Below are 26,341 nucleotides of genomic sequence, written 5' to 3'. Positions count from 1 at the left end.
TTTAGTCGTCCAGACCCAAGGCCACAAACCGTGGATCGCCCGCGCGGCGAACCAGCAGCAGCAGCGATTTGCGACCACCGTCTTTGGCCTCTGTGATGCGGTTTTCCAGATCGGTGATCGACAGGATCGGCTGCTGCCCTGCCTCGGTGATAATGTCACCAACGCGCAGGCCTTTTTCAAAGGCTTCCGACATCTCGTCGACCTCGGTCACGGCCAGACCTTCGACGGAATCATCGGCCCCGAGGTCGGTGCGCATGTCGTCGGTCAGCGGCGTGACGGTCAGGCCAAGGACAGATTTCACTGCAGGCGCTTCGGGCTGTGCCTCGTCCTCTGGTGCGGACACGGTTGGTCCTGTCCCTTCCGCATCTTCGCGGCGGCCAAGTTTAACCTTGAGCGTCTGGGATTTGCCTTCGCGCAGAACGGTCACGCGGACCGATGCCCCAACGGTGCTGTTGCCCACCTGACGGACCAGACCACGGGTATCTTCGACCTCGACACCCGCAAAGCTAAGGATGACGTCACCGGTTTTCAGGCCGGCCTCCTTGGCGGGACCTTCGGGCACATCCGTGATCAACGCGCCAGTTGCTTTGGCGAGCCCCATCGCGTCGGCCACGTCTTGTGTGACATCCTGAATGCGGACGCCCAGCCAACCGCGGCGCGTTTCGCCAAATTCTTTCAACTGGTTGACCACACGAGTCACAACATTGGACGCCATCGAGAAACCGATACCGATGGACCCGCCATTGGGGGATAGGATCGCCGTGTTCACGCCGATCACCTCGCCGTCCATGTTGAACAGCGGCCCCCCCGAGTTGCCACGGTTAATTGCGGCGTCAGTCTGGATATAGTCATCATAGGTGCCGGACAAGGCACGGTTGCGCGCCGATACGATACCGGCCGACACAGAGAACCCCTGCCCCAACGGGTTCCCCATCGCCAGCACCCAATCGCCCACACGCGCGGCGTTGCTGTCGCCAAAGCTGACAAACGCCAAGGCGCTTGGGGCTTCGACCTTCAACAGCGCGATATCGGTGTTGGGGTCGGTGCCGATCACTTCGGCCTTCAGTTCAAGGCCGGTGAAAAATTCGATGGTGATCTCGTCCGCGCCTTCGATCACGTGGTTGTTCGTTACGACAAAACCGTCCTCAGAGATCACAAAACCCGATCCGAGCGCGGATGATTTACGCGGCGTCGGGACCTCGTCGCCATTGTTGCGGTCACGGAATTCCTTGAAGAAATCCTCGAAGGGTGATCCCTCGGGGACGATGCCGCGGGGGCCAGTGCGACCTTCGACGGTGGTCGAGGTGGTGATATTCACAACCGACGGGCTGATCTTTTCAGCAAGCGGCGCGAGGCTTTCAGGTTTGGCCATCGCCATCACGGTCTGCATCAGGACAAAGGCCAGCGCCAGCATACCCATCATTAACCATTTGATCTGGGGTGATATTGCGTCGGTACGCGACTGGGAAACGGCCTTTGGCTGCATTCGTCAACTCCGGTTATATAAGGGGCGCTAGACCCCGTTTTTGATGTCTAGGCAGAGTGCATCTGCAAACTCACTGCTGCAAGGTGAAAGATGGTCATCCTCACGCGCATGTCAACGCGTGCAGCGGTTTCTAACCGAAATTGCCGCTCGTAACACGGTCGGCAGCACATTCCGCGCCCCAAACGAAACAGGGGCCGGCATTGCTGCCAGCCCCTGTTTAAAAGTCAACCTGATTGGGATCAGTTGCCGGACGTGGTGCCGATTCCGGTCCCAGTGCCCTGGGTCGTCGTGCCGGGGGCCGTCGTCGCGCTTTTGCTCCGGCTGCCTTCTTCTGAATTGAAGTAGTTAAAGAACTCGCCGTCAGGTGACATAACCATGGTGGAGTTTTCACCCTTCAACGCCGTCTCGTAGGCGCTAAGCGAGCGGTAGAATTCAAAGAACTCTACATCCTTGGAATAGGCCTGCGCAAAGATCTTGTTTCGCTCGGCGTCTGCTTCACCTTCGGTGATGCGGGCATCACGACGGGCTTCCGACAGGATTTCGGTATAGGTACGATCCGCAAGGGCGGTCACACGCAGAGCCGCCTCGCGACCACGCGCCCGTTCGTCAGTTGCTTCGCGGTCCCGCTCGGCAATCATACGCTGCAAAGTCGCATCAAAGTTCTGCTCGGGCAGATTGGTCTGGCGCAGACGCACGTCGACGACTGTGAGACCCAATGCCTTTGCACGTTGATCGCTGCGTACTTGGATCTGGTCCATGAGGGCAGAGCGCTCGGGCGACAGGATCGTATCAGACGTCACACCCTGTGAACCAAGCACCGCACGGATCTGACCGTCGAGGATACCGTTCAGCTGGATTTCAGCCTGACGCCCACCATCAACACCCAAAGCTTGGCGAAACTGACGAATGTCGGAGATCCGGTAAAGAACAAACGCGTCCACCTCAAGCCGGCGGTCATCAGCTGGGGTCACCTCGATCATCGGGGTTTCAAGCGTCAGAATGCGGTCTTCGTAACGCACAACTTCGTCAAGCAAGGGCATCTTAAAGCCAAGGCCCGGCTCTTCGCGTACTTGTTTGATCTGGCCAAACCGCAGTACCAGCGCCTTTTCACGCTCGTCCACAATATAAACAGATGACAGCAAGCCCACGAGCACCACGGCGATGATGGGAACAATAAATTTTAGTTTGTTCATCAGTTTGACCCTCCGGCGTTGCCAGCATTGCGGCGCAACTCATTCAGCGACACATAAGGCACGATACCTTGTCCGCCGCCTTGTTCGTTGTTCTCAAGGATAATCTTGTCGACATCCGCCAGAACCTTTTCCATCGTCTCAAGATGAAGCCGCTTGCGTGTTACTTCAGGCGCTGCGGTGTATTCCTGCAAAACGGCTTCGAACCGGCTTGCTTCACCCACGGCTTCGTTGACGACGCGGGCACGGTAACCTTCTGCAGCTTCCAAAATCTGTGCCGATTCACCGCGTGCCTCGGCAGTGCGCCGGTTCGCATAGGCGTCCGCCTGACGTTCCACCCGGTCGCGCTCCTGTGCGGCGGCCTGAACATCGCGGAAGGCATCAATCACGGTCTGCTGTGTCGTACGACCTTCGGCGTCAGTCATTGTTACCGTCTGGCTGGGCGGATCCACCTTGTTAAAGTTGACGCGGATGATGTTGATCCCGGTCTGACGGTTGTCCAGCGTCGTTTGAATCAACTCGCGCGCAGCGGCTTCAATGGCGGCACGGTCGCGGTTCAGGATCGGTGCCAATTCGGATTGGGCGATAATCTCGCGCATTGCGGACTCAGAAATCGCGCGCACGGCCGAATCCGGATCACGCAGCGAGAATTTGAAATCCTGCGCGCTTTTCACGTTCCAGACCACCTGAAAATCGATGTCGACGATGTTCTCGTCGGTCGTCAGCATCAGACCATCGTTGTCGTCCGAATTTCGACCTGCACCGATGGTTTCGGCGCGGTTTGTGGTCACGTCAAATACTTCGGCTGTCACAAGCGGCCAAGGTGCAAAGTTCAAACCCTCGGTGCCTATACCCGAGAATTTACCCAAGAAAAGCTCGATCGACTGTTGCTCGGGACGCACGGTATAAAAGCTAGCCATACCCCAGACGACGACAGCCGCCAGCACACCCAGACCGACTGTGCCACGGGTGAGTTTCGGGCCCGCACCGCCGCCGCTGCCGCCAGCACCACCGGAATTCCGCGCGCCGCCTTTACCCCCCATGAGAACGCGCAGTTGTTCCTGCCCCTTCTTCATCAGATCGTCGATTTCGGGTCGTTGGCCTTTATCACCGCCCGGTCCACGTCCGCCGCCACCGGTGGGTCGTTCACCACCGGGACGGTTCTGGTCACCGCCGTTGTTACCTCCGCCTGAGTTTCCACCGCCGCCCCAAGGACCGCCTGTATTTCCAGCCATTAATTCTTCCCTATTTTTTGACCGCTTCAGCGGCCCTATCCCAACCGCCTAAGCGGTTTGATCGTGTGCAGAGTCGGGCATAATCGCCCGGACTTCAAGCAGTGCGTGTCGGGCTGCGCATGGTGACCAGTTCTTCGGACATGGTCGGGTGCACGGCGCAGGTCGCGTCAAACTGCTCTTTTGTGAGCCCTGCCTTGACGGCAATGCCCACCAGCTGGATCAGCTCGCCTGCGTTTGGTGCGACGATGTGGCACCCCAGTACAACGCGTGTTTCCTTGCTCACAACGAGCTTCATCATCACACGTTTGTTCTTGTTCGCAAAGGCCGTTTGCATCGGCCGGAACGATGCCGAGTAAATCTCGACCGGTTCTTGCTCTGCTGCTTGCTCTTCGGTCATCCCGACAGTGCCGAATTCAGGCTGGGTAAACACGGCCGACGGGATCAGATCGTGATCCACCGGCGTCGGGTTCCCGCCAAAGACGGTCTGCACAAAGGCCATCCCTTCGCGGATTGCGACAGGTGTCAGGTTCACGCGGTCGGTGACGTCGCCAATGGCATAGATCGACGGCACGCCTGACTGGCTGTATTCATCGACTTCGATCTCTTGGCGGCGGCCGAGCGAAATGCCGACCTCTTCCAGCCCCATATCCCCTGTGTTCGGCGCGCGCCCTGTGGCGAACAGCACCATATCGAACACTTTGTCGGACCCGTTGGATGCCTTGACCCAAATCGGCCCCTGCGTGCCTTGGGGTGCGGCGCTGCTGTTCAACTCGTTCGACTGCTCAGCTGTGGCACCCATCGCCGCATCAGAGTTGCTGGGCATGGTGCCGGCTTCGTGTTGGGATTCCAACGCCATTTCGACGATATTGGTGCCGCAATGGATATCGATACCCGCCTCTGTCATGGATTCCGCGATCAGCCCGCGGGCTTCATCGTCAAAGCCCCGCAGGATCTGTGCTGCACGGTTGTACATCGTCACTTCGACGCCCAACCCGTTCAGAATACAGGCAAATTCGCACCCGATATAGCCGCCGCCGATGATCAGGATCGACTTGGGCAGGCTTTCAAGATGGAAGATATCATCCGACACGATGCCGAGCTGGGCGTTGGGCACGTCAGGACGGACGGGGCGGCCACCGGTGGCCACCAAGATATGCTTGGCAGTGCGGGTTTCGCCGTTCGCCAGCTGCACCGTATGCGCGTCCTTGATCGTGGCGCGTTGGTCAAAGGTATCAACGTCGGAATTGGCCAGCAGCTTGCGATAGACGCCTTCAAGCCGGTCCAGCTCGTTGTTCAGACGGCCTTTGAACGCGTGCCAGTCGAACGTACCAGGCTTGATGTCCCAGCCAAAGCACTGTGCTTCGTCCACCAGTTCGGCATAGCCCGACGCGAACACCATCAGCTTTTTCGGCACACAGCCCCGGATTACGCAAGTCCCGCCATACCGGTCCTCTTCGGCGAGGGCGACCTTGGCCCCGTATTCACCCGCAGCAACACGCGCGGCGCGTACCCCGCCGGAACCGCCACCAATGACAAAAAGGTCGTAATCAAAATCGCTCATCTGGGCCGGGGCCTTTCTTTGTTAATCGCTCAGGTCGGAAAACAGATTATCTGTCTCGACGAACTCCATCTTAGCGCGATCAACAGTACCTTCGTTGATGTCGCGCACTTCGACGCGGCCATCGCCATAGCCGATCACCACAGCATCACAGATATCAATGAACAGCCCGTTTTCAACTACACCCGGCATCTGGTTCATCACCAGAGCCATCTGGCGGGCGTTGCCGATCCGCTTGAGGTGCAGGTCAAGGATGTAGTTTCCCTCATCCGTTATAAAGGGGATCTCGCCGTTCATCCGAAGCGTCGAATTGCGCCCCAGCACATCCATAGACACCAAAGTCTCTTCGACAAGCGCCTGTGTGGTCTGCCAGCCAAAGGGAATAACCTCTACCGGAAGGGGAAATGCACCCAGCGTTTCGACCTCTTTGCCGATGTCGGCAATCACGACCATTTGATCTGACGCGGTCGCCACGATCTTTTCTTGCAACAACGCACCGCCGCCGCCCTTGATCAGGTTCAGCTCGCCGTCGAATTCATCCGCGCCGTCGATGGTCAGGTCCAGCCACTTGGCTTCATCGAGGCTGATCACCTCGATCCCCACTTCGCGCGCCAGCTGTGCTGTGCGGGTGGAGGTGGGCACGCCCTTGATCCGCAACCCGTCGTCGCGCACCATTTCGCCTAAACAGCGCACCAGCCACGCAGCGGTGGAGCCGGTGCCCAATCCGACGCGCATGCCGTCTTCTACAAATTGCGCAGCGCGTTTGGCGGCGACAAATTTGGCCTTATCGATGGGTGACAATTCTCCGGTCATGGCAGCGACTCCTCGTTAATCGATGCCCTTATAGACGCAGCCGTCCGCACGCGCGACCCTCAAAACCGCGATATTGGTGGCTCTTGTGGCCCTCGTGCCCGCCAAGGTGACCCGCGCAGGGGTTTTATGCAGCGATTATCACGATAGAGTACCGCAAACCGCGCAGATCGGTCGTTTTCAATCGCCCGCCCCAAATGCAATGAGATACCACCACCCTATGACCGATCACAGCCTGCAAGGACGTGCCACCTGATGTTTCTCTCTGTCTTCGATATGTTCAAAGTGGGCATCGGCCCGTCCTCGTCCCATACAATGGGGCCCATGGTGGCGGCAGCGCGTTTTTTGGACTTGATGCGCGCCTCGCCGTTCAGATTCTCGGGCCTGCGCGCGTCGTTGCATGGCAGCCTCGCCTTTACCGGCGTCGGCCACGCCACTGACCGCGCCACGATACTGGGCCTCGCGGGGTTCACGCCGCAAGACTATGACAATGACCGTGCCGAAGAGGTGCTGGCCAAGATACACGAGACGCAACAGATCACCCTGCCCGGTCTTGGCACGCTGAAATTTGCGCCCAAGGCCGATATGATCTTTGACTATGACACCAAGCTGGACGGCCATGCCAACGGGATGATGCTGATGGCCACCGACGCCCAAGGCGACGTCAGCCTACGCGAGACGTATTATTCCATCGGCGGCGGCTTTGTGATGACCGAAAGCGAGCTCGCCGGGGGCAAGGACTCGGACGAAGGCGCGCCTGTCCCCTTCCCGTTCAAATCCGCGGCCGAGATGCTGCGAATGTCGGCGGCATCCGGCAAGAGCATCGCGCAGATGAAACGCGCAAACGAAGAATCCCGCGGCGGGGCAGAACACCTGCGCGACGGCACGAAACGTCTGTGGCAGGTGATGAACGATTGCATCAACCGTGGGCTCGAAACCGACGGCATCCTGCCCGGTGGGTTAAACGTCAAACGCCGCGCCAAGGCGATCCATGACGCCCTGCTGCAAGAACGCGGCCAGAACCAGCGCGCGCCCCACACAATCAACGACTGGATGAGCGTCTACGCCATGGCCGTGAACGAGGAAAACGCTGCCGGTGGGCAAGTTGTCACCGCTCCGACGAACGGGGCCGCTGGCGTTATGCCTGCGACCTTACGCTATTATCTGGACCACGTACCCGGTGCCTCCGAAGCGCATATCGAGGACTTCTTGCTGACCGCCGCGGCGATTGGCGGGCTGGTCAAGTTCAACGCATCGATCTCGGGGGCCGAAGCAGGCTGTCAGGCCGAAGTCGGATCCGCCGCGGCGATGTCTGCCGCGGGACTTTGTGCCGTGATGGGCGGGACGCCCGCGCAAATCGAAAACGCCGCTGAAATCGCGCTGGAACATCATCTGGGCATGACCTGCGACCCCGTGCGCGGTCTGGTGCAGGTGCCGTGCATCGAACGCAACGGGCTTGGCGCGATCAAGGCAGTGTCGGCGGCCTCGCTGGCGCTGCGCGGCGATGGCACCCATCTGGTACCGCTGGATGCCTGCATCGAAACCATGCGCCAGACCGGTGCGGATATGTCCGAGAAATATAAGGAAACCTCGCTTGGCGGGCTGGCGGTGAACGTTCCCAACTGCTGATCTTACGCAGCGGCACGCAGCCCTGCCCGCGCTTGACCCCACCGCGGAACTACAACAGTCTGACAGCCGTCAGGAAATTTGCGGGAGGGGCATCATGGAACTGAAACAGGCAATGCAGGAAAGACGCAGCATCAGGGGTTTCAAGAAAGAACCCGTGTCGCGCGAACTGCTTGAAGAAGTCGTCGCACTGGCCAACCGTGCGCCATCGTCGATGAACACGCAGCCGTGGTATCTGCACGTCCTGACGGGTGACCCGCTGGAAAAAGTCCGCGAGGGAAACTCCACGCGCATGTTGGAAGGCGTGCCGCCCGTGCGTGAAATCAGCGACCACGGGGCTTATGCGGGGGTGCACCGGGACCGTCAGGTGGGCATCGCGAAACAGCTTTTTGCCGCTATGGGGATTGAACGCGAAGACAAGGAACGCCGTCAGGATTGGGTCATGCGCGGTTTCCGCCAGTTTGATGCGCCCGTGTCCATCGTGGTGTGCTTTGACAAGTCGCTGAATGACAATGGCACCATCGCGCATTTTGATCTGGGCGCGGTAACCTATGGCCTTGTCCTTGCCGCATGGAGCAAGGGACTGGGCTGCGTCATTAACGGTCAGGGTATCATGCAATCGCCCGTGGTCCGCGAACACGCGCAAATCCCCGACGATCAGGTGATCATGACCTGTGTCGCTATGGGCTGGCCCGACGAGGATTTTTCGGCCAATGCCGTCATCTCTACCCGCCGTCCCGTCGAAGAGGTGACCCGCTTCGTCGGCTTCGACGACTGATAAAATCTGACTGTGTCGCACGGGGGAAAGCATCGCTGCCCGCCCTGTGCGACCATGCACACTTATGGTTCGCACAGCGACTATTGCCGCATGAACGCACGCCCCTTATCTAAGTTCCAGACCAGGATAAGGAGAGCCCCTATGTCGATCCGCCCTACCCTAGAGACCCGCGCGGCCCAGCAAACGATGGAAGGCGCAGGCGTGAAGCTACACCGTGCTTTCGGGTTTCAGGACCCGTCCGAGCTGGACCCCTTCCTGCTGTTCGACGATTTCCGCAACGAACGTCCGCAGGATTTCGAAAAAGGGTTCCCGTGGCACCCGCACCGCGGGATCGAAACAATCACCTATGTGCTGGAAGGCACGGTCGAACACGGGGATTCCCTGGGCAACGTCGGCACGCTTGGTGCTGGTGATGTGCAGTGGATGACGGCGGGCTCTGGCATCCTGCATCAAGAAATGCCCAACGGAAACGCCAAGGGTCAAATGCACGGGTTTCAGCTTTGGGGTAATCTGCCATCTGCGCAAAAGATGACTGCGCCGCGCTATCAGGATGTCACGGCCAAGGATATCCCCGTGGTCACCGATGACGATGGCACGACAGTACGCGTGATCACAGGCGAATTCTGGGGCAAAAAAGGCCCCGTGGACGGCATCGCCGCCGATCCGCAATATCTTGATATCACGGTCCCAGCCGGTGTGCGCAAAACCTTTCGCATCGACACCTACCGCCGCGCCTTTGCCTATGTTTTTCAGGGGTCAGCCGCCTTTGCCGATGCCTCTGCCCCGTCAGGTGTCTTGCTAGAGAAAGAGGTCGGCGGCGAAGAGGTGAACATCCGCGATCTCAGCGGCGACCGCACACTGATCCGTTTTGGCACGGGTGACGAGGTCACGATGCAGGCAGGACCAGAAGGCGTACGCTTTTTGCTGATCTCGGGTGCACCGATTGACGAACCCGTCGCGTGGCACGGTCCGATCGTGATGAACACGCAAGAGGAGCTGCGTCAGGCGATGCGCGATCTGAACAACGGGACGTTCATCAAACCCGCACACTAAATACCAAATCAAAGGGGTATGGGCCGGCTCGGCCCTACCCCGCCATGACGGATTTGCGCACCATACCCCAATATTGCGCTATCACCTCGTCCAGCGACAACCGCCCGCCCGCGCGATACCACGTGTTTACCCCCGTCAGCATCGCAATCACCGCCAACGTGGCAATCTTGGTATCTGCGATGGCGAAATCTCCGGCGGCGGCCCCATCGCGCAATATCGTCTCAAGCCGGTCCTCATACTGACGGCGCAGGGCCTCGACAGTGGCAAAATTCTCGGGCGTCAGGTTGCGCAGTTCCATATAGGAAATGAACACCTCGTCCGGGCGATCCGCGTGGAACCGGATGTGGAAATCAACGAAATGCCGCAGGCGTTCAAGCGCGGTCGGGGCAGCGTCACTGGTGCAGGCTTCAAGCAGATCGTTCATGTGATCCTGAAGTAGTGTGAACAGCAGCGTTTGCTTGTCCGGCGTATAGTTATAGAGCGCCCCTGCCTGTACCCCCACCTCGGTCGCGAGCGCGCGCATGGACACGGCGGCAAAGCCGTGCCGCGCAAACAGCCGCAGCGCAGCCGCGCGAATTTTTGGCCGAGTGATGTCAGAATGTGATCCGGTTGTACGCCCCATGGGGCAAAGGTTAATTGAACACATGTACAAAGGCAAACCCCTGCTTGCGCGATTTCTGTCGCTGGTGCATGACTGAGAAATGAAGAACCGTATCCTCCTATCATTCTGCCTTGCCGCGCTGGTCCTGCCGGCGGCGTGCACCCAGTTTCCCGCGCTCGACAGCCGTGCCACGCCCGAGCTGCTTGCCGCGGATTACCCCGCGCTGGTGCCAATTGATCCGCTGCTGGCCAAGGCAGACGCCGGAGAGGTCAACATCCCGCAGATCGAAAACGGCCTGACGGCACGGGTCGAACGGTTACAGGCGCGTGCTGCACGGTTGCGTGGATCGGTCCTGTCGGGGTCTGAAAAGCAGCGTTTGTCCCAAGGTTTGCGGTAAAGCAGATGCAATGTCGCGTTGCGTGCGCGGCGGGAAAAGGATACATCGCGGCGAACCCCGTTAAACGCCGCAGCCCGCTGCCGCGCACCACCAAAAGGATTGCACCATGTCACAACCGCTTCGTCTTGGGATTGCCGGATTGGGCACCGTTGGGGTTGGCGTGGTGCGGATCATCCGCAAGCAGGCCGCACTGATCGAAGCGCGCACAGGCCGCCCTATCACCATCACCGCCGTCTCTGCACGCAGCCGCGACAAAGATCGTGGTGTGTCCCTGTCCGGCTACGCTTGGGAGGACGATCCGGTCGCGCTGGCGAAACGCGACGACGTCGATGTGTTTGTCGAACTGATGGGCGGCGACGAAGGTCCCGCCAAGGATGCCACCGAGGCCGCACTGGCCTCGGGTAAGGATGTGGTCACCGCGAACAAGGCTTTGCTGGCCATCCACGGTCAGGCGCTGGCCGAACAAGCCGAAGCTGCCGGCTGCCTGATCCGCTATGAGGCCGCCGTCGCAGGGGGCATCCCGGTGATCAAGGCGTTGACGGAAAGCCTTGCCGGGAACGAGATCACCCGCGTCATGGGCGTGATGAACGGCACCTGCAACTACATCCTGACCCGCATGGAAGAGACCGGCAACGGCTACAACTCGCTGTTCGAAGAGGCCGAGGCGCTTGGCTACCTTGAGGCGGACCCGAACCTTGATGTTGGCGGCATTGACGCCGCGCATAAGCTGGCGATCCTGTCGTCTATCGCCTTTGGCACACAGGTGGATTTCGACGGGATCGAAATCGAAGGCATCCAGCGCGTCAGCATCGACGACATTCTGGCCGCCGCCAACATGGGCTACAAGATCAAGCTTCTAGGTGTCGCACAAATGACCGGCCGCGGGCTGGAACAACGCATGCAGCCCTGCCTTGTGCCTGACAGCTCTCCGCTGGGGCAGCTGGCGGGCGGAACCAATATGATCGTGCTGGAAGGCGACGCAATTGGGCAGATCGTCCTACGCGGCCCCGGTGCGGGCGAAGGCCCCACGGCCAGTGCTGTTTTGTCAGATATCTGCGATATCGCGCGCGGCTGGCATGGACCGGTCTTTGGTCAGAAGGCGACGACGCTCGCCTCGGCCACCGCAGCGCTGTCGCAACGCCCTGCCGCGTTCTATCTGCGCATGGGGCTGCTGGACAAACCCGGCGCATTGGCCAAAGTCGCCACCGTTCTGGGCGAGGCCGGCATCAGCATCGACCGCATGCGCCAGACCGAACATCGCAGCGATCAGGCCCCGGTGCTGATCGTTACGCATAAATGCAGCCGTACCGCGCTGGACGAGGCGCTGGACGCGATGGCGCATACCGGTGTACTGGCAAGCGACCCTGTGGCGCTGCGTATCGAGGATCTTTGATCCCGAAGCAGGCGAGGTTTGGGCCCCGATCTGCGGAGTATGCGCAGGACAGGCCGGATGCCTTCGGCGAGGATTTTTGACCATTTGGAAGTGAGGGATGCATGAGCTTTCTAGGTGTTGATGCGTCTTTGACGGGGCGTCGCTGGGTCGGCCCCGGTGTCGAGGTGGAACGCGCGACGGAAGTTCTGGTGCAGCAGACCAGCCTGCCGCTGGCCCTATGTCAGGTATTAGCGCGGCGCGGCGTGGCGGCGGAAGAGGCCGAGGCCTTCCTTGCCCCCTCCTTGCGCGACCTGCTGCCCGACCCACGATCCCTGCGCGATATGGAAAAGGCCGCGACCCGTTTTCTGGCTGCGGTTAAAGCCCGCCAGCGGATTGCGGTCTTTGCAGATTATGATGTGGACGGCGGTAGCTCTGCCGCGCTGCTGCTGGTCTGGCTGCGCGACATGGGCTGCGCCGCGACGCTGTATGTGCCCGACCGGATCGACGAAGGCTACGGCCCCAATGACGCGGCGATGGCCGAGCTAGCGGCTGCGCATGATCTGATTGTCTGCGTCGATTGCGGCACCCTGTCTCATGGGCCCGTGGCCGCTGCCGTCGGGGCGGATGTGGTCATTCTGGACCACCACCTTGGCGCAGAAACCCTGCCCGACGCTTTGGCCGTGGTGAACCCGAACCGACAGGATGAAGACGGCGCGCTGGCACATTTATGTGCGGCGGCGGTCGTATTCTTGATGCTGGTCGAGGCCGGGCGGCAGCTGCGCGAGGCGGGTGCACGAGGGCCCGACCTGATGGGTTTGCTGGATCTGGTGGGGCTGGCCACGGTGGCGGATGTGGCCCCGTTGATCGGCGTCAACCGTGCCTTTGTACGACAGGGACTGCGCGTCATGGCGCGGCGCGACCGGGTCGGTCTTGCGGCCCTCGCCGATGTGGCACGCATGGATACGGCCCCCGCGGCCTATCACCTTGGGTTCTTGCTTGGCCCCCGAATCAACGCAGGCGGACGCATTGGTCAGGCCGATCTCGGGGCGCGATTGCTGGCCTGCGATGACCCGCACGAGGCACAATCCCTTGCTGAAAAGCTCGACCTGTTGAACACCGAGCGGCGCGATGTAGAGACCGCCGTACGTGCCGCTGCGCTCGATCAAGCAGAAACACGCGGGTATGACGCGCCGCTGGTTTGGGCGTCGGGCGCTGGCTGGCACCCCGGCGTGGTGGGCATTGTTGCGTCTCGTCTGAAAGAGGCGTCAAACCGTCCGTCGGTTGTGATCGGGTTCGAGGATGGCATCGGGAAAGGATCCGGGCGCTCTGTCTCGGGGATCGACCTGGGTGCCCCGATCCAGCGGCTGGCAGCCGAGGGCCTGTTGATCAAGGGTGGCGGACACAAAATGGCCGCAGGCTTGACCGTGGCCGAGGACAAGCTCGAGGAAGCGATGGCGCGGCTGTCAGAACTGCTTGCCAAACAGGGCGCGCATCTGGCGGGCGCTGCAGACCTGAAGCTTGACGGCATGCTGATGCCCGCCGCTGCCACTGTTGAACTGGCGCAGCAGGTGGAACAGGCCGGTCCCTTTGGTGCCGGTGCCCCTGCCCCGCGATATGTGTTTGCCGATATGCAAATCCGCTTTGCGAAACGGGTGGGTGAAAGCCATCTCAAGATCAGCTTTGGCGACGGCAACAATACAAAAATGGACGCGATCGCCTTTGGCGCGTTTGACGGGCCGCTTGGTCCGGCACTGGAAAACCACGGCGGCGCGCGGTTCCATCTGGCGGGGCGTCTGGACATCAACACATGGCGGGGGCGACAGTCGGTGCAGCTGCGTCTGGAAGACGCGGCCCCTGCATAAAAATTTTTCACTTTCTTTCGATTTCTGCTTGCGTGCCTGCGCCGCTTTCCTTAGAGAAACGCTCACAAGCTAAGTGGCCCGTTCGTCTATCGGTTAGGACGTCAGGTTTTCAACCTGAAAAGAGGGGTTCGACTCCCCTACGGGCTGCCACTTGTGCCTACTTCCCCCATTCATAACAAATACTTAGCGCCGCCATGCGAAAGCGGCCCCCAAATGAACCCCCAAGAGTTGGTTTGGTCCCTAAGTTTCGATTCCCTGCCTGACGTCAGTCGTGGGGATTGTAGAATCCCCGTATAGTGGTTCTGGGCTTAGTCGGAACTTGGCAGGCCCTGAGCTTTGAAGACCTCTCCGCAAATCGGAGTTGTTAACGCGCGGAAGCGGTCAGCGGCATATTCTTCGAGACAGACCTCTGCTACCGCTTCAACGTATCTGAGTTCCCGTTGCCGCGCTGCTTCACGCTTTGCCTCTGCATCCTCTAATGCAACAGCCTGTAGCTCTGGGCTAATGAAGCGTCCCCCGATGAATTCGAATGCTGCGCCGTATGTCGCTCCTAAACATTGCTGCCCTTTGCGTGTGTTTTCTTCACCAAGGTTGAAACCACTGCGCGACAGAAGCTCCGCTGCTTGTCCGGATGCATCCCCTCCGGCGTCCAGAACGTCTACGCAGTTGCTCACCAGTTCAGAATGAGAGAGCGCCGATAGATCGCCTTCGGCCCAGAGAGGTGTGCATAATAATGCGGTAGCTACTGCTAATAATATCTTCATTTCAAAATGTCCTATCGGTGAAAAATGGAGGTCTCTGCCTTCGCCTAGATCACCATAGGCAACGCGCTTGCTATGTAAACTGCACCGCTCTAGCCTTCTCGAAAGGGAGAAAACGCATGGACCTGAAAGAATTTATTACTGAAACTATCACGGGGATCATCGAAGCGACGAATGAGTTGCAGGAGAAGTGGAGCGATGATGGTGTCATCGTGAATCCGCCTGTCGACTCTAAGCAGTCCAATTTATTTAAAGAAGGCGGCACAGGCCACGTCTATAGGCAGATTCAGAACGTAAGCTTCGACGTTGCCGTAACCGCCGCAACTGAAACAGGCGGCGGCGGCAAAGCTGGACTCAAAGTATTCTCTGCAGAGGTCGGGGTTAACGGTGCACACACCCGTCAGAATGAAGAGGTTAGCCGCGTTCAGTTTAGTATTCCTCTGACGCTGCGGGCTAGTGTTGCAGAGAGTGTACATCGCGAACAGCGACGAAAAGCTAGTGAGGAATCCGCTAAACGAACCGAAGCCGCTAAGCGGCGGCGTTCAAATAACATTGGCGGACTAACCTATTAAACTGAGTCAGTAAGGGGAGAGTGTCCGATCTTCTGTGTAATTGCGATCTGGTCCATGCTTCCTGAGAGGAGCAAGGACGATGACCATATCCAAGGAACTGCTGGACGAACTACTGAAGGGCTGCGAGCGGCCTGAAGATCTGCTTGGCGATGCCGGGCTAATGAAAGAGCTCAAGATCAAGCTGATGGAGCGAATGCTCGGTGCTGAGTTGACGTCACATTTGGGCTATGAAGACGGCAAGGATGCCCCGCCTGATCAGACCAACCGTCGCAACGGGTCATCCGCCAAGAGATTGAAGGGGCAAGACGGCGAACTGCCTATCGCTGTGCCACGGGACCGGGACGGTAGCTTCGAACCTGAACTGGTGAAGAAGGGTCAGACCCGCATTGATGGGATGGATGACAAGATCATTGGCCTCTACGCAGCCGGTCTGACGGTCCGCGATATCCGTGCTCATCTTGAGGACGTCTACGGCCTGCAAGTTTCGCCAGACTTGATCAGCCGCGTGACCGATGCGGTGCTGGATGAGGTTCGGGAATGGCAGTCCCGGGCGCTGGACCGGATGTATCCCATCGTCATTTTTGACGCTCTACGGGTCAAAATCCGTGACGCCGATAGCCGCATGGTCAAGAACAAAGCCGTCTACGTGGCCCTTGGCGTCAGCAAGGATGGCGTGCGCGAGGTTCTCGGTCTTTGGATCGCTGACAACGAGGGCGCCAAATTTTGGCTCTCCGTGATGACAGAGCTTAAGAACCGTGGGCTGCAAGACATCCTGATTGCTGTCGTAGACGGCCTCAAGGGTTTCCCTGACGCCATCACTGCAGCCTTTCCGGACACGGCCGTGCAAACGTGCATTGTCCATCTCGTGCGCCACTCGTTGAACTTCTGTGCCTGGAAAGATCGCAAGGAAGTGGCCGCTGATCTACGGCGGATTTACAGCGCCCCTACAGCCGATCAAGCTGGCTTGGAGTTGGATGCCTTCGAGGAAAAATGGGCCGGAAAATATGCCTCCATCGCACCGGCCTGGCGCAGGGCTTGGCAGGAAGTGATCCCGTTCTTTGCTTTTGATCCCGCCATCCGAAAGATCATCTACACCACCAACGCAATTGAAAGCTTGAACCGTGTAATCCGCAAATCGATTAAGACGCGGGGATCGTTCCCGACCGAAGACGCAGCCACGAAGCTGATCTACTTGGCGATCCGCAAGTTTGAGAAAGGCGGCCGAAATGTTCGAGAATGGTTTGCGGCCCGCAATCATTTCGCCATAATGTTTGAGGATCGCTTCAATGCGTGACTGTATCTAAAACCCGCATGGGCCAGACCAGATACACAAAGTTCATGACACTCCCAGTAAGGGCGGCTAACGCCGCCTCCACTAACTTCCCCGGGGATTAAGATATCCACCGTAGCGGGAATGCTCGATCATCTTCTCTTCGATCATCATCTCCATGCGCTCAGAGATTGATGTCGCGATGTTCATGGCGTTCTCCTGATCATCTTCTGAGCCTTCCACCGTCACGTTGTTCACGACGCTGAACGTCATCGGAGCTGGACCGCCTGCGTTACCCATTTCCACAGGAACCTTCCTGTTGTTGGAAAGCGGGATGACAGCTTCATTCGGATGTAGAACGGCAGGGATGCCCGACGTATTGGCGGTACCCGCTGCATAGCTGGGGACGTCGTCTGGACCATAGTAGCTGCTGACCTTCGTCACGGGTGTGTACGTGGAGCTGGAGGAGCTGCTACCTCCTCCGCCACCTAGGAGACCGCCTAGCAGGCCTACACCGATGCCCAGCCAGTTGCCGCCGCTGAACATACTACCGAAACCTCCACCACCATTACCGCCGCCGGATGTTGCAGACTCCATCTTCTGTGCACCTACCGTGGAACCTGCGATGATGCCTGATTGCATCTGTGTTGCGCCTGCAGAACCTGCGGCTGAGACGCCTGTCGCCATCGAAGTTGCAGAGGTTATACCAGCACGTTGTAGAGCACTTGCGCCCTGTATAGATGCCGTTCTGACGCCTGAGCCTAGTTTCTGGCCTGCTCCGGTTGCTCCGGTTGCCATCGCAGCTCTTATCTGTTGAGCAGCGTTAGCCCCGCCCGCTGTCAGCGCGGCCTGCATCTGCGCTGCTTCTGATGCGCCGCTATTCAGCTCTGGAAAGATCGCGTCTGTGATCTGCTCCGCCATAGCGTCAGCTAGGCTTGCGCGGATGCCTTCGGCGATGCTGGATAGGTCAAAATCGCCTTGCAGCGCACTGGATAGAGCGCTTTTAAAATTGCCCTCCAGATCACCCATCACGGCGTCCATGGGGCTGGCCTGTGCGTCCTTAAGCTGTTCCGCTGCATCGATCTGGGCAAGCATAGCCCGCGTCTTTGCATCGACATTAGCCGCGCCGGACAATTCAGCATCGGCGAAGAGCTTGGCAGCTTCCATCGTGGCAAAACTTCTATTGGACACCAACTCCATCGCACGTGCTTCACTCAGTAGGGCAGCGTGTCGGGATGCGATGGCATCAGTCGTGTTCTTGATTGCCTTAGCCTCGTCGGAAAGCTTGGCGGTGCGACCACCACCACCGCCGCGTACCTTGCTTGCCTTGGCCTGTGCCTTGTTGAAACGGTCAATATATACCTGCGGGTCTACGTAGTTGAGATCGCGTGTGTACTGGTCATTCATCTTCCGGGGATCACCACCGCGACCGGAATATACCAAACCGTCCTGCATATTCTTCAATGATAGCGCAGCGCTCAGAGACAGTTGCAGATTGCTAGCGAGCTTAAGAGCTTCTGCGCTGGCACTACTGATGCCACTGGTCATATCCACGCGTGACAGGTCCAGACCAGCGATAGCGCTGGCGGAGATTCCTTGGCGCAGTAGTTCTGCGGTAAGTTCGTTCTCGGCTAGCTGGCGTCCGGTGAGCTGCATCCCCTCGCCGACAGTTCGTTCATCATCTGCGAGGGTCCGGGTGGATGCGATCAGGCGTTCCTTGGCGTCCTGCAAAGACTTGATGGTCGAAAGTTGATCTTGTAGCGCGGCCTTCTCCTTCTGCAATGCTTCCAGAGCTTGGCGCTCGCCACCGATGACGTCCATATACATACGCGAGCCTTCCATACCCGCGATCTTCTCTTTCTGCTTTGCGATCTCAGCGCCTTTGGCAGCTAGCAAGTCCATGGCGATCAGTTCGTCACTGGACACGCCTAGACGCATACCGCGCACTGTATCGTTTAGCGTCCGCTGCGTCTCTGTTAGCTGCTTATGCTTCTCTGTCAGGCGCTCTGCCTCTTCGCTGGCATCGCTGGCACTGGATGCCCACTGGTACAGCGCTGCGCCCCCGGCGATCACACCCATGGTCGCTAGCGAAACAGGATTCAGCATCCCCCCAACGGCAGCACCTAGACCACTGATGACGCCCTTCGCGCCTCCTGCGGAGCGTGACATATCGTTAAGAACCATCGAAAGCTGCGAGCCTTGCTGTAGAGCGATGCGCATCGGCGACATGCCCATTTCAGCCGTAACGAAGACGTCCTGAAGCTGATAGCTGGCGTTTTGAGCCTGATGGCCTGCGACCTTCATAGAGGCCCCATACTTGCCCATGACACCGCTGGCGCTGGCGAGTGTCGTGGCGGCGTCCTTGCGGGCGGTGCTGGCCTGTACGGCGCTGATAGCACCCAGCCGCTCTGCTTCTGCGATCTCGCGAAGTGCACCCTCATACTGTGCCGATGCCGCGTAGAGGGGGTTATACTTTGCGCGGAGCTGATCCACCGCCGCCGCATGGCTTCTGTTTGCTGTAGCCGCGATATTGCTGGCACGTTCCTGCAGTTCAAGCTGGCGATTCAGGGACATAACACCTGCTGCGGAGTCCTGCCATTTGCCCTTGGCATCGGCGATATCCAGCGGCGTCTGTGCACGTGCTAGGCGTGTCTCAAGCCTTCCCATTTCTACAGTGAGTGTGCGGATGCCATCTGTATCGGATAGGCGCTGGGCCTTCTCGTAAAGGCGGTCAAACTGAGAACCAGCAACGCGGGATACTGACTTAGAACTAAGCTCCAGACGCTTCGCGGCGGCATCGAAGCTGGATAGCTCCGTCGAAGCCTTTTTGATGCCGGATGTATCGACTGTTACTTTCTTGTTCTGAAGCTTGCTGAAAGCGTTTTGGCTGTCGCGGTCGAGGTCTTTGATGGCGTTCTTTACTGCGATGATCGCAGCAGTAAAATCACGGCTACCGCGCTTGGCAGCAGCCGCGTTAATATTCAGGCGAATCTCGTGTGTGTTTGTCATTTTGGTATCTTTCGTGCTGGGTAAATTGGGGGGAGCGCACCCAGCAGCTCCCCCCGGTGGTGCGGTGACTGCCGCTCCGTCCTTGGATACCTAAAGTATAACACATGTCAGCACTTATGACCTAATTGCCAACGGGTCATTTCGAGCAACCTGCCAGCTAAAAAGTGAAAATTTCTGAGAAGGTATTTGCGATTCAGATGAGGGGGTGGGGGTACCCCCTCCCGACCGATGAAAAAATATTGCTACGCAGAGCAGAACTTTAACAACTAGCACTTGTGCCGCTGGTCGCTTGAGGCACCTGTGCGCTCGACTCACCCCCTCCCTACTCCCCGTCTTGGGTCCCTCCGTCGATAGTTATATATAAATATCAATTAGTTACACGTCTCTGCTAATGTGTTTCGCTTTGCGATCTGGATTGAATGGTGATGGTGATGGCACGGGCAGACCTGCTGACGCAGGCCACCACCGACTAACCGCCCCGGGTACATCGCTGGTCTACCGTGTCACCCGTGCCGATGCGTTCGCGGTAGATCGTGTCAGGTGTGTCGGTGGATCAGGTAAAGGTCGCTGACGTGCGTTAGCACGTGAGACGCATGCTGGAGCGCGTCAGCGCTGTTAGGCGTCAGCCTTGGCCTTGTGGTCCGCTAGGATGCGGTAGACCGACGCAACGCCGATGCCGAGCTGTTTGGCGATCTCAGGTGCTTTGAAGTCACGACCGTGCAATGCCAGCACATCGGCTGTCTTGGCCCGTGCCGTAGGTGCTCTGCCCTTGTACTTGCCCTCCTTCTTCGCCTTGGCGATGCCGACAGCGCGACGCTCTGCGAAGCGGTCTTTCTCGAATTGACCGATAGCGGCAAGGACATGGAAGTGCAGGCTCTGCGCGGCGTCCGTGGGGTCCAGCGGCGTCATAGCGATGTCATGCAGCGTAAAGCGGATACCATGCTTGTGTGAGCGCTTCACGGTCCGGATAGCATGTTCAATATCTCGGAAGGCGCGATCCATCTTAGTGATATGGATGTTGACGGGCTGGCCTGTCTGTTCCGCGCGGTCCATTGCCTGCTCTAGCATGTCTTCAAAGATAGGTCGGTGATGACCTGCGCTCGACTCTTCTTTGAAGATGTTCGTTGCGCCTGCCTGCGTCAGCAGGTCTGCTTGATGTTGCCATGTAGCAGCCTGCTTATCGGCATTCGTGCTCACCCTCACATAACCCCAGTTTTCCACGATACTCTCTCCTTTACCACATGCTACTAGAAAGAGATAGTGTATCACTAGGATGGAGTCCAGCCTCAATTGATAGTGTATCAAAGATATCTATCAAATATCTTTAGGGACATCTCTATTGATAGCGATCCAAATCAGAAACCGGAGGGGCGCGGCGATCAGGTCCCCGCTAACGCGGGGGGATGCCCATTCGATAGGTCAAAGGGGCGATAGGTCAGCGGGATGTGGATGTGGTTAGGTCTGTGTGTCGGTGATGCCCCGCGTTAGCGGGATACAGGTCCACTTTGGCGAAAAGTAATTTTATTACATTCTCGGTGCTTCATGCGCAACTTTGTTACTTGGTGGTTGCAGGGGTCAAAGCCCTGTGTTTTATGATATTATATTCAATTTACCGAATGTGATGGATGATTTCGCAGGGTTGCACCATCACGGTCGTGCAGCGGCTGGAGGCTGGTTTACGGGGATGACCGGACCCCGTTCAGAAAAACGGGACTTAGCGGGGGTCCCGTCATAGTCCCGTTTTTACTAAACAATTGAAATAAAAAGATAAATATGAGTTTAACGGGAATAACGGGACAACGGGACCCAAATCGCCGTCGGCCCTATTATTATTTTTTTTTTCTGATTGGTTAGCGAAGAGAGGGGTATTTAGAAAAAAAAATATTTTTGAAAGAAAATGAGGTATATAGTCCCGTTGTCCCGTTTTTTACGTATTATTCAATAAAAACAGACACTTAACGATGACGGGACTATGACGGGACCCCCGCTAGGTCCCGTTTTTCTGGACCTAGGTCCCGTTCCTAACCTCGCAATATTAGAATTTAAACATAAAAAACAATAGGTTGCAAAAAACGGGACCCCGCGTAGGGTCCCGTTTTTGTCTGACGGGGGGGTCCCGTCGATGTTCGCCCATCAGGAAAGGGGCTAACGCCCTCCGCTACTTCTTCAGCCGCCACAGCTTAACGCCCGAGCTGCTATGCGTCTCCACTTCAAATGACATCTGTACATCACCTACACGATGAGGCTCGCCACCAACATCTCGCGTCCATCCAGCCGCCAGCTTTTGCGGAATGGTGTATGTTCCATCATTTTCATACCCCCATCCCGGAAGACGCAGGCATCGCGCCGCAGGGTCATCCTCTTCTTCGAAGAAGTCTTCGAGAATGCTGCGTACAGAGACCGTGCCTGCTGGAAGTCGCTTCGACACAGCTCCGGTCACGAACAGCGTACCCGCTGGATATGTAAACAAGCGCTCTAGCAGCAGCGTTAGCGGATCGTCAGAGATTGCCGAACGGGCCTTCATGTCGCTTTCATTTCCAAGGAAACCTACGAAACCAGCGGATTCAAGAATTCCGCCCATGACACGGGACCATGCGCCATACGAGGCCTTAGACACCGCACCGGGCTGACGCCCGCCAGCAACCCAATGCTGGATCAAAGTAAGGCAGGCCCAGATGAGCTGCCCCCGGTTCTCCGTCACCCACGTCTCAATCTCAGCATGTCGGAACCCTGTCCGGTCCTCTGGCGAGGCCATCTTAGGATCAAGGAAGGTTAGCACAAAACGACGCGATAGCTCTGGCGATAGCTTGAGCTTGTTACCTGCCACGATCCACTGATTGCGAACCTGTACCAACGCCGTCTCAGACTTACCCAAAATTCGCGCCTCATAATAACGGGCGGTCATGACAGAGGCTAGTTCACCGCTATCCATGGCGGAGCTGATATTGTCGAAAAACACATTCGGTCTACCAGAGCGGACTGCAGGCAAAAGTACCTTGGTCATGTCTTCAGGGTTACCGGGAAGCGCGATAGCGGATGTAGCGTGACCAGCGTATATAATGCTCATCGCTGCTTCCAACTTCCCCGCACCTGTGCCCGGCTTGAGCTTATCGATAGCGATACCTGGAGCATTCCCGTCAATCATTTCCCGGACGAAGGGGAAAAGGCCCATTACCAAGGCGTGACATACGTCAGGCGCTGCTGTGGGCTGCGCACCTTCGATATGTACCAGATTGCCCTCACTATCCTCTTCGGCGCACAGAACGGCCCGTAAGATTTCAGCTCGTGACATGCCGCCTAGCGGGAAGTCCGCTAGAATTTCTTGGATTAGCAGCCGCTTCGCTTCTTCTACCTCTTCGGCTGAAGGTTCTGGCGAAATTTCTGGGACCTGTATTCGATCATCTGGCTTGTAGTACAGTTCGCTGTCAGCATGGTAACCATGGCTTTCAAGAAGCGTACCTTCGGCGGTGAAGCTTGGAGTCGTCACGATTCCACGAATAACGGGATAATCACAATAATCACCTGCAAACAGGTGGTTCACAACGTCCTGCGGTGCAGAAACGCCAACGCTATTGTTTTCGGTGGTACGAACGAACGGCGCAACGGTATTCAGAATATGCGCCATACCATTGGCGTGTACCTTGTGCATACCTGCACGACCATCTGAACCTATTCGAATAGTTACAAGATCGAAAACGTTATAAAAGAGACGAGGCGTTTCTTCGTTTGCGGCATGCAGCGCCTTCTGGGCGTAGTCCACCTGATCAGTAAAGTCCCACATGTTTACGATAGCGGCGTCACTGACCTCGACCTTCTTCGTTTCCTTAGCTACGCCCGCCCATAGATGCTTAATCTCGGTCTTCGAATAGTTAGTCTGCGCCTTGATCTGTGAAACTAAGTTATTCTTCATGGTCAGGTCTGCCCCGGCCTTGAGCTGTAGCCGGAAGAAGTTTTCGATTTCTTCTTGCGTTGAGTCCTGATTGATCTGAGTAGCGTCCTCTGCCGCAACCTTTGCATGCTTCTTGCGCTGATCGATAGTCAGTTCTTCGATTGAATCGTCGTCACCTTCGAGAAGGAATTCTGCATCCTCTGTCAGCGCATCCTCTTCGAACCACCCCTGTCGCAGAGCCTCTTCAAGGTGCTGTAGCTTGTGCCGTCCTTGGCATGAATCGTGGTGACAGAACCAAGTCCAATACTCGTTCTGGGCATCGATAGCGTTTACCGCCATCGTCGCTGTACCACCTTCTGAGGTGTGCTCGTGCTCGAACGGACATTCGGTGTGGACGTGTCCCTGTGCTTCACCACCTGCTGGACGGACACGATCAGGACATAAGGTCTCCATCAGGTCCGCAAGCATAAAGCGGCCCTTATAGCGCGTGTGCCAGTCGTTCAGGCTCTTCCCGGACGGTGTCAGCGCCATCGGCGGGCGTTCGTCACCGGACATGTCCGCCGCCATCGTGAAGGCGTTAACCTCCCGATTGGACGTGTAGGTGCTCTTCCGCATCGGAGCTACATCATCGAAGCACAATGGAGTGCCCATGACGACAGCCGCATACCAGTCATCCGAACCCTTCGGGTGTCTGGCGGTATAGAATAGCCGTGAAGGATCACTGCACGATGTATCGAAGTGAATGCCAAGAACATTCTGGGCTAGGCCGGTAATCTTGTCTTCCCACAGGTCTAGAGAGGCCTGCTGCGTGTCAGCCAAATCGATAAGCTTAACCGAAGTTTCCAGCGGGAAAATTAGACGAAACTTTTCAAGAGGAGGAGTATCAAGAATGATCTTCACACCCTCGGTCGTCTGCTTCTTCTGGGCACTGATGGAACAACCAGAGATAAAGGATTCTTCATATCGGTTCTTGTCGAACTCGCGCAGGTATTGCTTGATTTCACCTTCAGTGGGATCACGAGTGATCTTCAGCTTGCGCAGCACTTCGTCGCGCTTCAGCTCAAGTCCGCTCGTTCCGTTGTTGTATGAGGTGTAGACAAGACACAGAAGACCCTTCTCCTCAATATCAGCGAGAACGTCATCGAGCTTTGCGCCGGAGTCAATATCCAGACCCATAGCAAACATGGTGTCCATGGCCTTGGCCTTGCGGGCACCCCCTACAGACGATCCGAGCACGATACACGGTCCAGCCTTGTTCTTGCTTTCAGGGTGACGAGAGAATCCCCACGCAGGAGCGTTGCCGGTTCCAGCCCCACCCCCAATCCACTGCCCCCATGTCATTGTGGGAGACTTCCAATCACCGTCGAGGGTGTTCCGGCGGTCGCGAGCACCCCACATCTCCCCGGTCAAGAAGGTCACTTCTCGATTAAGAAAATCCCCAAACCCGTCCGGCTCGGTGCCTAGGATTTCGGCATCATTTAAATACTTCGGCGGGAAAACTTCCCGGATTCTACCATCGTTCAGATCCTCCGGCGGAAGGATTTCCCGGCTCCCAGTGCCATTATAATCGTTGAAGTATACGACGTTCTCAAGGGTATCACTTACTGCGTCCAAGGCGTTGCCATGTGTATCAGGACACCTAGCTTCAAGATCGCTGATAGTTGGCGCATCGCTGCGCTGGGTAGTAGTCATAAATCGTAGTCTCTTTCTCTCTTTTTCGCCCGTGGCGGGCTGCTGTGTTATTTTAGCTTCAAGCTGATATCTCTCTAAAATACCGCTTGCAAATTATTAATAAGTGTGAATCTCACACAAGTCAACGAATCATTCGGCTGATTCTGGCATTCACAATTTGTGTAGCGACTGGGACACAAAATAACGTCTATACCCCGGATTCTCTTGACAAATTGTGTGATCCGCGTTACCGTAAAGTCAGCAGGAGCTGTGCCTGTTATCTCTTAGTGGCGGCCCTTTCTCCCGCCCAGAAACGTCGCTCCCCACGGGGCGGCGTTTTTTATTGCTCATCCCTTGCCGCTGCCCGATGCGCTCTGTTCCGGGCCAGCGTCGAAACTTCTCTGGAATCCTCGCCGGGGTGTTTCTGATCATCGACGATCTTGGCTGTAGGCGCTGCTAGCTTCGCAAGAATGGCCATCATATGATCAATATCGATCTTTTGACCGCTGGTCTTCTTAGGTGCGTCACTGCCCTGCGTTTCTGCATCTCGGATCATCTTTTCCAAGGACCGCGTCGCGTCGGTGGATGCCTTGAAATCTGAGCCCGCTAAAGCCCTGGTGGCCACGATTTTATACTGGTCCGCTACCCAACCCAAGGTGATGCCTAGGTCAGCGAGGCTCCCGCCTGAGCTTCCACACATATTCGCGAAAATCCTTGCGTATTCCGCATTGCGGAGCTCCTCGACTCGAGCTGCGACCTTTTTCGCGAGGCGCGATGCCGCCGCCCTGTTGTTGGTGGCGGCATATCCGGCGCGGGCGTATGCATCTCGTTGCTTGACTCCACCGGCGATAAGCTTCGCAAATTCCTCGTGCCGCTTGTTGGGCAATTCTGCTGCCATTACACAGGCTCCAGAATGTCTAGAATGTCGACCAGTCCACCGTCCGGGAATGCAGTGAAAAGGTCAGACTTCCCTCCTGCACCGCGTGCCGTGGTCCACTCTCCATCGGTGTTTGTAGACTGGGCAAAACCAGCTTGAAGCAGCACCGACATGGTCAGAACTGCATCGTCATCCAGTTCGCGCTTTAAGCGGTTAAAGTTGACGTAAAATCCTTGCCCGCGTGATTCAAACGCCTCCATCGAATTTGTTAAAAATCTGGCGAGCTGCGTGCTCAAACCTGCTGTCTGTTCGTACATTTATCAG

General features: G+C 57.5%; 20 protein-coding genes and 1 tRNA gene. 9 read left to right on the top strand and 12 right to left on the bottom strand.

What is annotated here, in order from left to right:
- Nucleotide 1: 1 nt before the first annotated feature.
- From ACVBAU_RS07440 to rpiA, 5 genes are all read right to left on the bottom strand, one after another.
- Nucleotides 2–1,486 (bottom strand): Do family serine endopeptidase, encoded by a 1,485-nt coding sequence (locus tag ACVBAU_RS07440; RefSeq protein ID WP_138923753.1) that lies wholly within the window; start codon nt 1,484–1,486, stop codon nt 2–4.
- Nucleotides 1,487–1,725: 239 nt separating this feature from the next.
- Complete coding sequence (gene hflC / locus ACVBAU_RS07435; RefSeq protein ID WP_448328783.1) at nt 1,726–2,679, bottom strand: protease modulator HflC; 954 nt, start codon at nt 2,677–2,679, stop codon at nt 1,726–1,728.
- On the bottom strand, nt 2,679–3,911 hold the full coding sequence (hflK, locus tag ACVBAU_RS07430) for an FtsH protease activity modulator HflK (RefSeq protein WP_138923755.1): 1,233 nt from the start codon (nt 3,909–3,911) through the stop codon (nt 2,679–2,681). Before hflK ends, hflC begins: the two co-directional genes overlap by 1 nt.
- 94 nt (nt 3,912–4,005) lie before the next feature.
- A complete protein-coding gene (locus tag ACVBAU_RS07425; RefSeq protein WP_335745330.1) occupies nt 4,006–5,472 on the bottom strand; it encodes an FAD-dependent oxidoreductase in 1,467 nt (488 codons plus the stop codon).
- Nucleotides 5,473–5,493: 21 nt separating this feature from the next.
- Nucleotides 5,494–6,282 carry a ribose-5-phosphate isomerase RpiA gene (gene rpiA / locus ACVBAU_RS07420; protein WP_138923757.1) on the bottom strand — a complete coding sequence of 263 codons (789 nt, stop codon included), beginning with the start codon at nt 6,280–6,282 and terminating at the stop codon, nt 5,494–5,496.
- A gap of 252 nt (nt 6,283–6,534) precedes the next feature.
- On the opposite strand from rpiA, the gene ACVBAU_RS07415 reads away from it, so the two are divergent.
- The 3 genes from ACVBAU_RS07415 to ACVBAU_RS07405 all read left to right on the top strand — a co-directional run bounded on the left by ACVBAU_RS07415 (nt 6,535) and on the right by ACVBAU_RS07405 (nt 9,736).
- Complete coding sequence (locus ACVBAU_RS07415) at nt 6,535–7,908, top strand: L-serine ammonia-lyase (protein WP_448328780.1); 1,374 nt, start codon at nt 6,535–6,537, stop codon at nt 7,906–7,908.
- A gap of 94 nt (nt 7,909–8,002) precedes the next feature.
- Nucleotides 8,003–8,683 carry a nitroreductase gene (locus ACVBAU_RS07410; protein ID WP_448328778.1) on the top strand — a complete coding sequence of 227 codons (681 nt, stop codon included), beginning with the start codon at nt 8,003–8,005 and terminating at the stop codon, nt 8,681–8,683.
- Between the two features lie 141 nt (nt 8,684–8,824).
- Nucleotides 8,825–9,736, top strand: a complete 912-nt coding sequence (locus ACVBAU_RS07405) for a pirin family protein (RefSeq protein ID WP_093733690.1) — start codon at nt 8,825–8,827, stop codon at nt 9,734–9,736.
- Nucleotides 9,737–9,770: 34 nt separating this feature from the next.
- Here ACVBAU_RS07405 and ACVBAU_RS07400 read toward each other — a convergent pair whose 3' ends face one another.
- Nucleotides 9,771–10,358, bottom strand: a complete 588-nt coding sequence (locus ACVBAU_RS07400) for a TetR/AcrR family transcriptional regulator (RefSeq protein ID WP_138923760.1) — start codon at nt 10,356–10,358, stop codon at nt 9,771–9,773.
- Between the two features lie 79 nt (nt 10,359–10,437).
- Here ACVBAU_RS07400 and ACVBAU_RS07395 point away from each other — a divergent pair, with 79 nt between their 5' ends.
- From ACVBAU_RS07395 to ACVBAU_RS07380, 4 genes are all read left to right on the top strand, one after another.
- Nucleotides 10,438–10,734 (top strand): hypothetical protein, encoded by a 297-nt coding sequence (locus ACVBAU_RS07395; protein WP_138923761.1) that lies wholly within the window; start codon nt 10,438–10,440, stop codon nt 10,732–10,734.
- 106 nt (nt 10,735–10,840) lie between these two features.
- On the top strand, nt 10,841–12,127 hold the full coding sequence (locus ACVBAU_RS07390) for a homoserine dehydrogenase (RefSeq protein WP_448328775.1): 1,287 nt from the start codon (nt 10,841–10,843) through the stop codon (nt 12,125–12,127).
- 101 nt (nt 12,128–12,228) lie between these two features.
- On the top strand, nt 12,229–13,968 hold the full coding sequence (recJ, locus tag ACVBAU_RS07385; protein ID WP_138923763.1) for a single-stranded-DNA-specific exonuclease RecJ: 1,740 nt from the start codon (nt 12,229–12,231) through the stop codon (nt 13,966–13,968).
- A 75-nt stretch (nt 13,969–14,043) separates the two neighbouring features.
- Nucleotides 14,044–14,118: transfer RNA gene (locus ACVBAU_RS07380), tRNA-Glu, on the top strand.
- A gap of 158 nt (nt 14,119–14,276) precedes the next feature.
- Here the strand turns inward: ACVBAU_RS07380 and ACVBAU_RS07375 are convergent.
- A complete protein-coding gene (locus tag ACVBAU_RS07375; RefSeq protein WP_448328773.1) occupies nt 14,277–14,732 on the bottom strand; it encodes a hypothetical protein in 456 nt (151 codons plus the stop codon).
- Between the two features lie 116 nt (nt 14,733–14,848).
- Between ACVBAU_RS07375 and ACVBAU_RS07370 the strand changes: the two genes are divergently transcribed.
- Both ACVBAU_RS07370 and ACVBAU_RS07365 read left to right on the top strand, forming a co-directional pair.
- Nucleotides 14,849–15,301, top strand: coding sequence for a hypothetical protein (locus ACVBAU_RS07370; RefSeq protein WP_448328771.1), 453 nt, complete (start codon nt 14,849–14,851; stop codon nt 15,299–15,301).
- A gap of 79 nt (nt 15,302–15,380) precedes the next feature.
- Nucleotides 15,381–16,595, top strand: a complete 1,215-nt coding sequence (locus ACVBAU_RS07365; protein WP_237271842.1) for an IS256 family transposase — start codon at nt 15,381–15,383, stop codon at nt 16,593–16,595.
- Between the two features lie 81 nt (nt 16,596–16,676).
- On the opposite strand, the gene ACVBAU_RS07360 is transcribed toward ACVBAU_RS07365, so the two are convergent.
- From ACVBAU_RS07360 to ACVBAU_RS07340, 5 genes are all read right to left on the bottom strand, one after another.
- The gene (locus tag ACVBAU_RS07360) at nt 16,677–19,580 is read right to left on the bottom strand and encodes a phage tail length tape measure family protein (RefSeq protein ID WP_448326737.1); all 2,904 of its coding nucleotides are present in this window, start codon (nt 19,578–19,580) and stop codon (nt 16,677–16,679) included.
- 615 nt (nt 19,581–20,195) lie between these two features.
- A complete protein-coding gene (locus tag ACVBAU_RS07355) occupies nt 20,196–20,801 on the bottom strand; it encodes a recombinase family protein (RefSeq protein WP_448326738.1) in 606 nt (201 codons plus the stop codon).
- Between the two features lie 937 nt (nt 20,802–21,738).
- On the bottom strand, nt 21,739–25,161 hold the full coding sequence (locus ACVBAU_RS07350) for a hypothetical protein (protein WP_448328769.1): 3,423 nt from the start codon (nt 25,159–25,161) through the stop codon (nt 21,739–21,741).
- Between the two features lie 319 nt (nt 25,162–25,480).
- The gene (locus ACVBAU_RS07345) at nt 25,481–26,038 is read right to left on the bottom strand and encodes a hypothetical protein (protein WP_448328767.1); all 558 of its coding nucleotides are present in this window, start codon (nt 26,036–26,038) and stop codon (nt 25,481–25,483) included.
- Entirely contained in the window at nt 26,038–26,334 is a 297-nt protein-coding gene (locus ACVBAU_RS07340) for a hypothetical protein (protein ID WP_448328765.1), read from the bottom strand. The genes ACVBAU_RS07345 and ACVBAU_RS07340 overlap by 1 nt, the downstream gene beginning before the upstream one ends.
- Nucleotides 26,335–26,341 lie beyond the last annotated feature (7 nt).

The organism is Sulfitobacter sp. M13, from assembly GCF_053474885.1.
The sequence above is the reverse complement of the archived record's forward strand: the minus strand, read 5'-3'. Positions and strand labels throughout refer to the sequence as shown.